The 12923-nt window shown below is 76.1% G+C and carries 9 protein-coding genes and 2 pseudogenes; 6 read left to right on the forward strand and 5 right to left on the reverse strand.

What is annotated here, in order from left to right; genetic code table 11:
• The first annotated feature begins 264 nt into the window (after positions 1–264).
• Positions 265–1140, forward strand: coding sequence for a S1 family peptidase (locus EF903_RS17600; protein ID WP_125544245.1), 876 nt, complete (start codon positions 265–267; stop codon positions 1138–1140).
• A gap of 63 nt (positions 1141–1203) precedes the next feature.
• Here the strand turns inward: EF903_RS17600 and EF903_RS17605 are convergent, their stop codons facing one another.
• Positions 1204–2292, reverse strand: coding sequence for a DUF3533 domain-containing protein (locus tag EF903_RS17605; protein WP_125544247.1), 1089 nt, complete (start codon positions 2290–2292; stop codon positions 1204–1206).
• 182 nt (positions 2293–2474) lie between these two features.
• On the opposite strand from EF903_RS17605, the gene EF903_RS17610 reads away from it, so the two are divergent.
• The 3 genes from EF903_RS17610 (at position 2475) to EF903_RS17620 (ending at position 8104) form a co-directional block, all read left to right on the forward strand.
• Entirely contained in the window at positions 2475–5990 is a 3516-nt protein-coding gene (locus EF903_RS17610; RefSeq protein WP_125544249.1) for a DNA polymerase III subunit alpha, read from the forward strand.
• Positions 5987–7072, forward strand: coding sequence for a hypothetical protein (locus EF903_RS17615; RefSeq protein ID WP_125544251.1), 1086 nt, complete (start codon positions 5987–5989; stop codon positions 7070–7072). The genes EF903_RS17610 and EF903_RS17615 overlap by 4 nt, the downstream gene beginning before the upstream one ends.
• Before the next feature lie 165 nt (positions 7073–7237).
• Positions 7238–8104 carry a triacylglycerol lipase gene (locus EF903_RS17620; RefSeq protein ID WP_125544253.1) on the forward strand — a complete coding sequence of 289 codons (867 nt, stop codon included), beginning with the start codon at positions 7238–7240 and terminating at the stop codon, positions 8102–8104.
• Positions 8105–8161: 57 nt separating this feature from the next.
• Here the strand turns inward: EF903_RS17620 and EF903_RS35275 are convergent, their stop codons facing one another.
• Both EF903_RS35275 and EF903_RS35280 read right to left on the reverse strand, forming a co-directional pair.
• Positions 8162–8686, reverse strand: coding sequence for a DUF402 domain-containing protein (locus EF903_RS35275; protein ID WP_260615515.1), 525 nt, complete (start codon positions 8684–8686; stop codon positions 8162–8164).
• A pseudogene (locus EF903_RS35280) lies at positions 8675–9604 on the reverse strand (GNAT family N-acetyltransferase); the annotation flags it as partial. The pseudogene EF903_RS35280 and the gene EF903_RS35275, both read right to left, overlap by 12 nt.
• A 52-nt stretch (positions 9605–9656) precedes the next feature.
• On the opposite strand from EF903_RS35280, the gene EF903_RS17630 reads away from it, so the two are divergent.
• Positions 9657–10061 (forward strand): GntR family transcriptional regulator, encoded by a 405-nt coding sequence (locus EF903_RS17630; protein ID WP_125544257.1) that lies wholly within the window; start codon positions 9657–9659, stop codon positions 10059–10061.
• Between the two features lie 7 nt (positions 10062–10068).
• Here the strand turns inward: EF903_RS17630 and EF903_RS17635 are convergent, their stop codons facing one another.
• Positions 10069–11169, reverse strand: coding sequence for a DUF5925 domain-containing protein (locus tag EF903_RS17635; protein ID WP_125544259.1), 1101 nt, complete (start codon positions 11167–11169; stop codon positions 10069–10071).
• Positions 11170–11409: 240 nt separating this feature from the next.
• Here EF903_RS17635 and EF903_RS17640 point away from each other — a divergent pair, with 240 nt between their 5' ends.
• Positions 11410–12222, forward strand: coding sequence for an SGNH/GDSL hydrolase family protein (locus EF903_RS17640; RefSeq protein WP_312845936.1), 813 nt, complete (start codon positions 11410–11412; stop codon positions 12220–12222).
• A 79-nt stretch (positions 12223–12301) separates the two neighbouring features.
• Here EF903_RS17640 and EF903_RS17645 read toward each other — a convergent pair.
• A pseudogene (locus tag EF903_RS17645) lies at positions 12302–12923 on the reverse strand (hypothetical protein); the annotation flags it as partial.

Here is a 12923-nt window from a genome sequence, read left to right on the forward strand (position 1 = left end):
CCGCCCCCCGGCTCCGCCGACCACGTCTTCCGCTCGCTCCCACCGCCGGGCGGCCCCCCGCCGCCCGGGGCGGCCGCGGGCGGGCGGAGGCCGAAACACGCCCTTGTCCCCGCTTTCCGGCGCCGCGACACTCCCGTCAGCGCCACCCGGGGATTTGTCAGGGGCACGACGAAAACTGTGCGCCCGCCGTACCCCCGGCCGCGCCTCACGGGCTCCGGCTCCCCCACACCGCCGGGCCCCCGATCCCTCCCGGGAGGACGAGAAGTGAGGATCAAGAGCATCACCCGTACCCGGCTGCTCGCAGTGGCCGCAGGCCTGGCTGCCGTCGCCGGGCTCGCCGCGCCCACCGCCGCCAGCGCGGACAGCGGCTTCAGCGCCGCACGGCTCGCGGCGGCAGGCGCCTCCGTCCAGCGGGCCGACGTCGCCGGCACGGCCTGGTACACCAACCCCGCCAACGGCACCCTGGTGGTCGCCGCCGACTCCACCGTCACCGAGGCGGACCTCGCCAGGATCCGCAAGGAGGCCGGAGCCGACGCCGCCGCCCTGCGCATCGAGCGCATCCCCGGCCAGCTGCGCAAGCTGGTCGCCGGCGGCGACGCGATCTACGCGTCCAGCTGGCGCTGCTCGGCGGGCTTCAACGTCCGCAGCGGCACCACCTACTACATCCTGACCGCCGGCCACTGCACCGACGGCGCGGGCACCTGGTACACGAACTCGGCGCGCACCACGGCGATCGGCCCGACCGTGGGTTCGAGCTTCCCCAACAACGACTACGGCCTCGTCCGCTACGACAACACCTCGCTGTCCCACCCCGGGACCGTCGGCAGCCAGGACATCACCAGCGCCGTCAACGCCACCGTCGGCATGTCGGTGACCCGCCGAGGCTCCACCACCGGCACCCACAGCGGCTCCGTGACCGGCCTGAACGCCACCGTGAACTACGGCAACGGCGACATCGTCTACGGCATGATCCGCACCAACGTCTGCGCCGAGCCCGGCGACAGCGGCGGCCCCCTGTACTCCGGCACCCGCGCGGTCGGACTCACCTCCGGCGGCAGCGGCAACTGCTCCACGGGCGGGACGACCTTCTTCCAGCCGGTCGTCGAGGCCCTGAACGCCTACGGGGTCAGCGTCTACTGACCCGTCGGGAACGCAGCGGCCCGCCCGGGCCCCGGACCCCGGGCGGGCCGCTGCGTGCGCCGCTCAGGCGGCGACCCGCTCCTCGGGGAGGCCGCTGCCGACGGGGGCTCCGGGGCGGCCCCCGCGGAAGGCCGCGCAGGCCAGGGTGACGGCCGCGCCGCCCACCGCCCACGCGGCCAGCACCAGCAGCGGCCCGGTCGTGCCGTGGCCGCCGAAGTACGCGAGCGAGCGCGCCGCGTACGTCCCCGCGCCCGGCGGCAGGGCCGGGCCGACGGCCTGCCAGAACGGCGGCAGCAGCGCGTACGCGTAGGCGCCGCCCGCACTCGGGTTGCCGATGACCACCACCAGCAGGATCGCCAGGCCGATGCCGACCACCCCGGCCAGCCCCTGCAGGGCCAGGGTGATCGCGCCGACCGCGAAGACCACCATCGTGCCCAGCCCCCACAGGGCCGCCGTCCCGCCGGGCAGAGCCCCCAGCACCGGGCCCGCGATCACCGCGCCGAGCAGCCCGGCGACTGCCGCGTACACGAGCAGCGCGCCGAGCCGGATCGCGGCGCGGGCGGTGTTCGCGGGGCGGGCGCCGGCGCTGACCGCGAGGGCCGCGGCGCACAGGTAGCCGCCCACGCACCAGCCGACGACGAGGTAGAAGGAGCTCAGGCCCCGGGCGTCCCCCGCGTCGGCCGGGACGGCGTCGACGACCTGGAGGGTGCGGCCCCGGGACTCCTCGGCGAGGCCGACGACCTGCTCCAGGGCCTGGGAGAGGGAGGCGCCGGCGCCGCTCGTGACCAGCAGCCGGTCGGGCCCGCCGCCCGACCGGACGATCAGCGCGCCCTCGGCCTCGCGGGTGCGGACCTCGCGGAGCGCTGCCGCCTCGCCGGACACCGCGTGGGCGTCGAGCGGATCGCCGTCCAGGCCGTCGAGCTGCCGCGCGGTCTCCTCGGCGGCCGGCGCGGAGGGGGCGGCGACGGCGAGGCGGATCCCGCTGGGCCGGGGGGCGTGGAAGGCCCCGAGGTAGGAGGCGGCGAAGGCGAGCTGGAGGGCCAGCACGCCCAGCACCAGCAGGGCGGCCCGGGCGCTCACCGCGTCCTTGATCTCGGCGGCGAACCCGCCGGGCCCGGGGGCGTCGCGGCTCTCTTCGGTGCTCTGGGTCATGTCTCACACGCTCGGCGGGCAGGAGGGGGAGCGCAGCAGGGGAGCGCTGAACGGGTGACGGCGGAAGCGGAAGCGCATGAGGAGCGGCCGCCGGATGATCGAACAACTGTTTCGCACGGGTATTCGAATTGCCTTATGGTGGAGAGCGGGGGAGGTGACACCGAGGAGAGCAGGAGGCGCGGGTGCCAGGGTTCACGCATCTGCACACCGTTTCGGGGTTCTCCATGCGCTACGGAGGCTCCCATCCGGAACGGCTGGCGGAGCGTGCCGCGGAGCGGGGCATGGACGCCCTCGCCCTGACCGACCGCGACACCCTCGCGGGCGCGGTGCGGTTCGCGAAGGCCTGCGCCAAGGCCGGGGTCCGGCCGCTGTTCGGGGTGGACCTCGCCGTGGCCGCCGCCCCGGGTTCCGCTTCCGCCCCTGCTCCCGCCGGGCGGGCCGCGGAGGCGTCCCGGCGCCGGCGGACCCCCGCCAAGGGCGGGGCCTTCGTCGACGAGTCCGCCCCCCGGGCCGTCTTCCTCGCCCGCGACGGCGCCGCCGGCTGGGCGGAGCTGTGCCGGATGGTCACCGCCGCCCACGCGGGCGCCCCCGCCGCCGCCCCGTCCGGCCTGCCCGTACTGCCCTGGGCGGAGCTGTCCGGAACCGGCGTGTTCGCCCTGCTCGGACCCGGCTCCGAGGTCGGCCGCGCCCTGGCCGCCGGCCGGCCCGACCGGGCCGCGCGGCTGCTCGCGCCCTGGCGGGAGGTGTACGGGGACGCCCTGCGCCTGGAGGCCGTCCACCACGGCCGCACCGGTACCGGGCCCGGCTCCCTGCGGCTGGCCGCCCGTACGGTCGGCTTCGCCGCCGAACAGGGGGTGCGCGCCGTCCTCACCAACGCCGTCCGCTACGCCGACCCCGGGCAGGGGCCGGTCGCCGACGTCCTCGACGCGGCCCGCCGCCTGGTGCCGGTCGACCCGCGGGGCCCCCTCGACAGCGGCGAGCGCTGGCTGAAGGACCCGGCCGCCATGGCCGACGCCGCCGAGCGGATCACCCGGGCCGCCGGCCTCGGGCCGGGCGACGCCCGCCGGCTCCTCGCGGAGACCCGGCACACCGCCGACGCGTGCGCGGTGGACCCCGAGGACGACCTCGGCATCGGGTCCGTGCACTTCCCCGAGGCCCGCCTCGTCGGCGCCGGCCACCGCACCGCCCAGCGGGTCCTCGCCTCGCGGGCCGCCGCCGGCATGGTGCTGCGCGGCTACGCCGGCAAGCCCGCGTACTGGGAGCGGATGCACCACGAGCTCGACATCATCGCCTACCACGGCTTCGCCCCGTACTTCCTGACGGTGGCCCAGGTCGTCGACGACGTACGCGGGATGGGCATCCGCACCGCCGCCCGCGGATCCGGCGCCGGCTCCCTCGTCAACCACCTCCTCGGGATCGCCCACGCCGACCCCGTCGAGCAGGGCCTGCTGATGGAGCGGTTCCTCTCCCGCCGCCGCCGCGTCCTGCCCGACATCGACATCGACGTGGAGTCGGCCCGCCGCCTGGAGGTCTACCGGCGCATCATCGACCGGTTCGGCGCCGAGCGCGTCGCGACCGTCGCCATGCCCGAGACCTACCGCGTCCGGCACGCCATCCGCGACGTGGGCGCCGCCCTGTCCATGGACCCGGCCGAGGTCGACCGCCTCGCCAAGGCCTTCCCGCACGTCCGCGCCCGCGACGCCCGCGCGGCCCTGGCCGAACTCCCCGAACTGCGCGCCGTGCGCGAGGAGCGGCACGGGCGGCTGTGGGAGCTCGTCGAGGCGCTGGACGCGCTGCCCCGCGGGATCGCCATGCACCCGTGCGGCGTGCTGCTCTCCGACGCCTCCCTGCTCGCCCGCACCCCCGTGGTGCCCACCAGCGGCGAGGGCTTCCCCATGTCCCAGTTCGACAAGGACGACGTGGAGGAGCTCGGCCTGCTCAAGCTCGACGTGCTCGGCGTGCGGATGCAGTCCGCGATGGCGCACGCCGTCGCCGAGATCCGGCGGGCCACGGGGAAGGAGCTCGACCTGGACGATCCGGAACAGGTCCCGCCGGGCGACCCGGCCACGTACGAGCTCATCCGCTCCGCCGAGACCCTGGGCTGCTTCCAGATCGAATCCCCGGGCCAGCGCGACCTGGTGGGCCGGCTCCAGCCGTCGACCTTCCACGACCTCGTCGTGGACATCTCCCTCTTCCGGCCCGGCCCGGTCGCCGCCGACATGGTCCGGCCGTTCATCGAGGCCCGGCACGGGCGGGCCCCGGTCCGCTTCCCGCACCCGCACCTGGAGCCCGCGCTGGCGGAGACGTACGGGGTGGTGGTCTTCCACGAGCAGGTCATCGAGATCGTGCACGTCATGACCGGCTGCGGGCGGGACGAGGCGGACCGCGTGCGGCGCGGGCTCTCCGACGCGGAGTCCCAGCCGCGGATCAAGGTGTGGTTCGCGGCGAAGGCCGCCGAGCGGGGCTACCCGGCCGAGGTGATCGCCCGCACCTGGGAGATCGTCGAGGCGTTCGGCAGCTACGGCTTCTGCAAGGCGCACGCCGTGGCCTTCGCGGTGCCGACGTACCAGTCGGCGTGGCTCAAGGCCCACCACCCGGCCGCCTTCTACGCCGGGCTGCTCACCCACGACCCGGGCATGTACCCCAAGCGGCTGCTCCTCGCCGACGCCCGGCGGCGGGGCGTGCCGGTGCTGCCCCTGGACGTGAACCGCTCGGCGGCCGCCCATCGCATCGAACTGGTGTCCGATCAAGGGGGCGGGCCGCCGGTGTGGGGGCTCCGGCTCGCCCTCGACGACGTCCACGGCATCAGCGATGCGGAGGCGGCGCGGATCGAGGCGGAGCAGCCGTACGGGTCGCTGCGCGACTTCTGGGAGCGGGCACACCCCGGCCACCCCGTCGCCCAGCGCCTGGCCCAGGTCGGCGCCCTGGACTCCTTCGGCGCCAACCGGCGCGACCTGCTGCTGCACCTGTCGGAACTGCACGGCGCGCAGCGCGCCGCCGGAGCCCGCGGCGGCGGCCCCCGCAGCGCCCAGCTCCCGCTGGACGGCGGCCGGTCCACGGCCGCGGTCGGCCTGCCCGACCTGACCGACGCGGAGCGGCTCAGCGCCGAGCTGGGCGTCCTCGGCATGGACGCCTCCCGCCACCTGATGGGGGACCACCGCGCCTTCCTGGCGGAGCTGGGCGTCGTCCCCGCCGACCGGCTGCGCGAGGTCGGGCACGGCCGAACCGTCCTGGTCGCGGGCGCCAAGGCGGCCACCCAGACCCCGCCGATCCGGTCCGGCCGGCGGGTCATCTTCAGCACCCTCGACGACGGGACCGGCCTGGTCGACCTGGCCTTCTTCGACGACAGCCACGAGGCGTGCGCGCACACCGTCTTCCACTCGTTCCTGCTGCTGGTCAGGGGCGTCGTACAGCGCCGCGGCCCGCAGAGCCTGAGCGTGGTCGCCTCGGCCGCCTGGAACCTGGCCGAGCTGGTCGAACTGCGCGAGGCCGGCGGGCTGGACGCCGTCGCGCAGAGGCTCGCCGAACCCGCCGGCCCGCCCGCCGGCGGAGAGGCCGGCGCGGACCCCTCCGGCGGCCGCCGGATCCACCTGCCCACGGGCTACGAGATGAACCCGTGGGCGGATCTCCGGCCGGCCGGGGAGGGCGCGGCGACGGGGCGCCGGCTGTGGCACGCGAGCCCGGGGAGCGCGGGATGACCGGGCGCGGGGCGACCGGGCAGCGCGGGGCGGCGGCCGGGCAGCCGGCCGCCGGGCCCGGGACCGCACCCGCGGCCGGCCCGGGGGCCGCCGCCGGCGCAACCGTGCTCTGCGTCCGCCTGCGCCGACTGGACGGGGAGCCGCTCGGCGCCCCGCTCTACACCGGCCTGCTCGAACTGCTCGGCGAGCTCACCCCCCTCGTGCAGCCGGCCCCGCCCGACACCGCGCTCCTCGACGTCCGCGGCGCCCTGCGCTACTTCGGCCGCAGCGCCCCCGAACTGGCCGCGCTGATACGGGTCCGCGCCCTCGCCCGCTACGGCGTCGACTGCGCGATCGGCATCGCAGGCAACCCGATGCTGGCCCGGATGGCCGCCGCCGGGGCACCCTGCGGGCGGACCGTCCGCGTCGGCCCGGACCCGGGCGCGGTACGGGAGTTCCTGGACCGCAAGCCCGTCGCCGCCCTCCACGGCGTCGGCCCCAAGGCGGCCCGCACCCTGTGCGCGTACGGCCTCGACTCGGTCGGCCGCGTCGCCGCCGCGCCCCCCGCCGTCCTGCGCCGCCTCCTCGGCGCCCGGGTCGGCCGCGAGGTGCACGAACGCGCCCTCGGCATCGACCGCACCCCGGTCCGGCCCGGCGCCGCGGCCCGCTCCCTGGCCGCCGAGCGGCCCTTCGCCCGCGACGAGCTGGACCCCGTACGGCACCGCCGCGCGCTGCTGTCGCTGACCGAGGAGCTCGGCGCGCTCCTCCGCGCCCGCGGGCAGGTCTGCCGGGCCGTCTCCCTCACCGTGCGCTGCGCCGACCGCACCGGCCTCACCCGTACGAGGACCCTGGCCGAACCCACCGCGCACTCGGCCGACTTGACCGCCGCGGCCTACGCCCTGTACGCGGCGCTGGGCCTCCAGCGGGCCCGCGTACGGGCGCTGTCGCTGCGGGTCGAGGAGCTCGCCCCGGCCGAACGGGCGGCCCACCAGCTGAGCTTCGACCCCGAGGACGAGAAGGCGCGGCGCCTGGAGGCGGTCGCCGACCGGGTGCGGGCGCGCTTCGGTCCGCACGCCATTGCTCGCGGCACGCTTGCGGCCTAGCAGGGGAGCGGTCGCGGCGCAGTCGACACGTGACTTTTTTACCGACGCGTAACTTCCCTGTATTGCTACCCGCCCGTAATTTGGCGTGAGCAGCACCCCTTGTGATCCGGATCACGGGATTGAACCCCCACGTCCCTTCCCCTTGACCCGCAAGGAGATCACCCGATGCTGCCCTGGCGACGCCTGCTCCGCCCGCTGGCCGTCCTCGTCCTCACCGCCGCCGCACTCGCCGCCCCGTCCGGAACCGCCCAGGCCGACACCGCCCCCAGCAGTGGCTGGAACGACTTCTCCTGCAAGCCCTCCGCCGCCCACCCCCGCCCGGTCGTCCTCGTCCACGGAACCCTCGGCAACTCCGTCGACAACTGGCTCGGGTTCGCCCCGTACCTCGTCCACCGCGGGTACTGCGTCTTCTCCCTCGACTACGGCCAGCTCCCCGGCGTGCCCTTCTTCCACGGGCTCGGCCCCGTCGACAAGTCCGCCGAGCAGCTCTCCGCGTACGTCGACCGGGTGCTCGGTGCGACCGGTGCGCGCAAGGCCGACATCGTCGGCCACTCCCAGGGCGGCATGATGCCGAACTACTACCTGAAGTTCCTCGGCGGCGCCGACAAGGTCAACGCCCTGGTGGGCCTGGCCCCCGACAACCACGGCACCACCCTGAGCGGGCTCACCAAGCTGCTGCCCTACTTCCCCGGCGCCGAGGACCTGATCAGCACGAAGACCCCCGCGCTCGCCGACCAGATCGCCGGATCGCCCTTCCTCGCCAAGCTCAACGCGCCCGGCGACACCGTGCCCGGGGTCCGGTACACGGTGATCGCCACCAAGTACGACCAGGTGGTCACCCCGTACGGCAGCGGGTTCCTCCAGGGCGGCGGGTCCCAGGTGCGCAACGTCGTCCTCCAGGACCTGTGCCCCCTGGACTTCTCCGAGCACCTCACCATCGCCCTGACCGACCGGATCGCCTGGCACGAGGCGCTCAACGCCCTCGACCCGGCGAACGCCGAACCGACCACCTGCGCCTCGGTCTTCGACTGAGCCGCCCGGGCCGGCCGGCCGCCTCCCCGCTCCCGGGCGGCCGCCGGCCGGCCCGGGTCAGCGGAGCAGGGCGCGGAGGCCCTCCGCGGTGCGGGCCTGCCGGTCGAGGGCGTCCAGCGCGCGGACGGCCTCGGCGGCGGCCTCCGGATCGCGGACGGCCAGCCCGCTCGCCGCGAACTCGTCCTCGTCCAGGCGCAGGACGGCCGACGCGTCCGCCGAGACCCACAGGTCGAGGTCGAGGTCCTCGACGCGGATCTCACCGCCCGCGACCGCCGCCGGGCGCGTGATGTCGCAGTACCAGCCCTTCAGGGCGCCGCCGCCGGTGCGCACCTCCTTCACCGCGTACCAGCGCGAGCGCCAGTAGTGCTCGGTGAAGACGTCGCCCGGCTCGAAGCGGACGAAGCCGAAGTCGCGCACGCCGCCGGCCGCCCACCGGGCGCGGACCGTGATCCGGTCGCCGTCGTCGGACAGCACCCGGGCCGGGTAGCGGATCTTGGTGCGGCCCGCCTTCGAGAGGGCCACGGCCACGTCGTCCCCGGCGCCGTCCCCGTCCCCCTCCGCGGGGCCGGGCAGCGGCTTCACGTAGCGGACCTCCGTCGCGCAGACCTCGTACCCGAACCACTCGTTGATCGCGAGCATCGGCCCGTTCCCGGTGTCGTTGCCGGTGAAGGCCTCCCGGTAGCCGGCCGCGCGGGCGCGGCGCAGCGAGTCCGCCTTGGCGAGCTTGGCCAGGCCGCGCCCGCGGAAGGCCCGCACGGTGCCGGTCATCGCCGAGCCGTAGCGCGCCGCCCCGTCGGTACGGGCCGCGGTGAACGCGGCGACGGTCCCGTCCACCACCGCGACCGAGGTCAGCTCCTTGTCGAGCTCCGGGTCGCTCCAGATCGTCCGCAGCCATTCCTCGTAGTCGTCCAGCAGCAGGGGCACGTCGCCCGGCTCGTCCGCGGAGGCCGCCGCGTCCGCCTCGAACAGCGGGCGCGGGTCGTCCGCGAACGCCGAACCGGGGCGCAGCTCGACGCCCGCCGGCAGCTCGGCCGGGGCCGGGGGCAGGACGGCCGCGGACAGGTCCAGGCGCAGGAAGTGCGCGGAGCGGCTCGACCGGTATCCGTGCCGCTCGGCGAACGCCCGCGCCGGCCCCTCGTCCAGCACCCAGGCGTACACCTCCACCGCCCCGCAGGCGGCCAGGTGCTCCTCGGCCGCGCGCAGCAGCGCCGTCCCCGCCCCGCGCCGCCGGTGCGCCGGGTCCACCTGGGCGTTGACGAAGGCCCGGCCGGGCTCGGCGCCGTCGTGGGCGATGCCGATCTGGGCCGTCCCGACCACCAGCCCCGCGCCGTCCTCGGCGACGAGGATCCGCGCGTGCCGCGCGGCGGGGGCGGAGGCCAGCTCGAAGGCGACCCCGGCGGGCGTGGAGACCATGAACGGCAGCGCCGCACGGCGGACCCGTACGACGGCCTCCGCATCGGCGGGATCGAGCGGGCGGAGGTCTCGGATCACAACGGTCATGGGCCGACCGTAGGCGCCGGGGGTGCCCCGACGCCTGCGAATATCGCGGCGGATGGGGGAGAATCGGCCCGTGACCTCGACGAACCTGAACATCCGCATCGACGGCTCGGCCGGCGCCCCCGCCCCGTACGAGCAGCTGCGCACCCAGATCGCCGACGCGGCGCTCGCGGGCCGGCTGCCGGTCGGACACAAGCTGCCGACGGTCCGGGGCCTCGCCGAGGAGCTGGGGCTCGCGGCCAACACCGTCGCGAAGGCCTACCGGGTCCTGGAGGCGGACGGCGTGGTCGAGACGCGGGGCCGGCACGGCACGTTCATCGCCGCCGCCGCCGACTCCGCCGCGCGGGAGGCGGCCGCCGCCGCCCAGGCCTACGCCGAGCGGGCCCGCCGCCTGGGCCTCACCTTCGAGGAGGCGACGGCCGCCGCCCTGGACGCCCTCCGCGCCCGCTTCGACGCCTGAGGAGGGCTCAGAGGTACAGGCCCGCCTCCGCGGTGTGGTCCTGCGGTGGCAGCAGCGTGCCCGCCGGGCCGGCGCCGCGCAGGCGCGCGTACAGCTCCGCCAGCGTCGCGCCCTCCCGGGGGACGTCCTCCTGCGCGCCCAGCCATTCCGCGGCCTCGCCGTGCGTGAGCCGGCCGACCTCGATGCGGGCCAGGCAGCGGCCGGGGCGGACCACGGCGGGGTGCAGCCGCTCCAGGTCCTCGTTGGTCGTCACCCCGACGAGGACGTTGCGCCCCTGGCCCAGCAGGCCGTCCGTCAGGTTCAGCAGCCGCGACAGCGCCTGCCCGGCGGTGTGGCGGGCCTCGCCGCGGATCAGCTCGTCGCAGTCCTCCAGCAGGAGCAGCCGCCACCGGCCCCGGGCCGAGCCGTCGTCCTCGCCGATGGCGATGTCCATCAGGTAGCCGACGTCGTTGAAGAGCCGCTCGGGGTCGAGGACGCAGTCCACCTGGCACCAGTCCCGCCAGGACCGGGCCAGCGTCCGCAGTGCGGACGTCTTCCCCGTGCCCGGCGGGCCGTGCAGCAGCAGGAGCCGCCCGGTGATGTCGTCCGGGGTCACCTTCATCAGGCGGTCCATGGCGGACGCCACCGGCGCCGTGTAGTTCCGGCGGACCTCCGCCCAGGTCCCCGCGGAGATCTGACGGGTCGTGCGGTGGGGGCCGCGGCGCGGTGAGACGTACCAGAAGCCCATGGTGACGTTCTCCGGCTGCGGTTCCGGCTCGTCCTGCGCGTCCTCGACGGCCTCGCCGAGGACGCCCTCGGCGAGCTCGTCGGTGACGGCGGTCACCGTCACGTCCGCCCCGCGGCTCCAGCGGGAGACGAGCACCGTCCAGCCGTCGCCCTCCGCCAGGACGGCGCTGCGGTCGGAGTCGCGCGCCGCGCGGAGCACGGCGGCGCCGGGCGGCAGCAGCGTCGCCTCGGCCTTCACCCGCTCGATGCTCACGCTGCGCGAGTAGGGCTGCTCGCCGGAGGCGAACCGGCCGAGGAACAGCGCGTCGACGACGTCCGCCGGGGAGTCGCTGTCGTCGACGGTGAGCCGGATCGGCAGGGAGTCATGGGGGTTGGCTGGCATGGCGCCCATGATCCGGCACGAGCCGTCGCGGCGCACCGGTGTTTCGCCGGAACGGCCCAGGGCCTGTCCTGCCGGCTCCCCCTCCAAACACCCGCGCGGTGAAGGTCCGGCGCCCAATCCTCCGCCGAACCTCCTTGGCATGAACACTTCCGGCCAATCCCGGCTCCCGGTACCACGGACTCAGGAGTAACCCCGACTCCCGAGTAACCCCCCCACGAGCGCCCCCACGAGGAGCCGCACATGCCCCTGCGCAGCATGCCCCGCCTCGCCGCCTGGACCTCCTCCCTCCTACTCGCCGCCGGCGCCGCCCTGTTCGGTTCCGGCCAAGCGGCCGCAGCCTCCGCCGACTTCGGCTACGTCGCCCTGGGCGACTCGTACTCCTCGGGCCTCGGCGCCGGGAACTACGACTCCGCCAGCGGCTCCTGCAAGCGCACCTCCCGCGCCTACCCGGCCCTGTGGGCCGCCGCCAACTCCCCGCAGAGCTTCGCCTTCACCGCCTGCTCCGGAGCCCGCACCGGCGACGTCGTCGCCAACCAGCTCGCACCGCTGAACTCGGGGACGGACCTGGTCAGCATCACCATCGGCGGCAACGACGCCGGATTCTCGGACGTCATGACGACCTGTGTGCTCCAGTCCGAGTCGACCTGCGTCAACCGGGTGAACCAGGCCAAGGGCTACGTCGACTCCACCCTCCCCGCCCAACTCGACCGGGTCTACAACTCCATCCGCGGCAAGGCTCCCGCCGCCCGCGTCGTCGTCCTCGGCTACCCCCGCTTCTACCAGCTGAACGGCACCTGCATCGCCGGCCTCACCGAGGGCGAGCGCGCCGCCATCAACGGCGCGTCCGACCACCTGAACGCCGCCATCGCCAAGCGCGCCGCCGACCACGGCTTCACCTTCGCCTCCGTCGTCGGCACCTTCACGGGCCACGAGATCTGCTCCGGCAGCGCCTGGCTCCACAGCGTCAACTGGGCCAACATCTCGGAGTCCTACCACCCGACCGCCGCCGGGCAGTCGGGCGGCTACCTGCCCGTCCTCCGCAACAACGCCTGACCGCCGCGGGCGGCGGACCGGAAGCCCCGGGCCGCCGCCCGCAGCGCCCCGTACGCGCGCAGTCCCGTGCCCGCCGTGCTCATGCGGTGGCCTCCGGGTCGAACTCGGCCCCGGGCTCCGGCCCGCTGCCGGTCCCGGGCTCCGGCCCGCTCCCGCCGCCCGCCTGCGGGTCCGGCTCCGGTTCCGGCTCCGGGGACGCCCCCGGGCCGGGCGTGGCGCTCGTACCGGGGGAGGGGGACCCGCCCGGAGGGGGCTCCTCCTCGCACACCACCGAGAACTCCACCCACTCCGAGACCGCCGCCGGCCCCCGGACTTCCAGGCGCACCGCGTCCTCCAGGGTCCCGCCGGCCCGGTGCGCGAGCTCGGTGTGCTGCAACTCCAGCCCGCCGTGGGCCGGGTAGGGGGCGGACCGCCAGCCTTCGGCGGAGCCCCCGCCGCGCCGCACCCACCGGTACTCGACCGACGCCGGCCGCGGCTCCACCGTCACGGAGGCGGTGAAGGCCGGCGCCCGCCACGCCGCGGGCGGACAGCTCCCCGCGTACGCGGCGCGCACGGCCCGGACGACGGCCGAGGCGTAGGGCGCAGCCGTCCCCGACGGCGAAGGGGACCCGGACGCGGAGGCCGACGCGGACGCCGAAGCCGAGGCGGACGCCGACCCCGAACCGCCGGCGGACCCCGCCGACCCGCCCGCCGCCCCGGGC

Origin of the sequence: Streptomyces sp. WAC05292, assembly GCF_003949955.1 — a bacterium.
GTDB classification, from domain to species: Bacteria; Actinomycetota; Actinomycetes; order Streptomycetales; family Streptomycetaceae; genus Streptomyces; species Streptomyces globosus.

Excerpts from the sequence above, each read along its gene's own strand:
- EF903_RS17620 (WP_125544253.1), top strand. The coding sequence starts at position 7,238 with ATGCTGCCCTGGCGACGCCTGCTCCGCCCGCTGGCCGTCCTCGTCCTC.
- EF903_RS17640 (WP_312845936.1), top strand. The coding sequence starts at position 11,410 with ATGCCCCTGCGCAGCATGCCCCGCCTCGCCGCCTGGACCTCCTCCCTC.
- EF903_RS17615 (WP_125544251.1), top strand. The coding sequence starts at position 5,987 with ATGACCGGGCGCGGGGCGACCGGGCAGCGCGGGGCGGCGGCCGGGCAG.
- EF903_RS17630 (WP_125544257.1), top strand. The coding sequence starts at position 9,657 with ATGGGGGAGAATCGGCCCGTGACCTCGACGAACCTGAACATCCGCATC.
- EF903_RS17635 (WP_125544259.1), bottom strand. The coding sequence starts at position 11,169 with ATGCCAGCCAACCCCCATGACTCCCTGCCGATCCGGCTCACCGTCGAC.
- EF903_RS17605 (WP_125544247.1), bottom strand. The coding sequence starts at position 2,292 with ATGACCCAGAGCACCGAAGAGAGCCGCGACGCCCCCGGGCCCGGCGGG.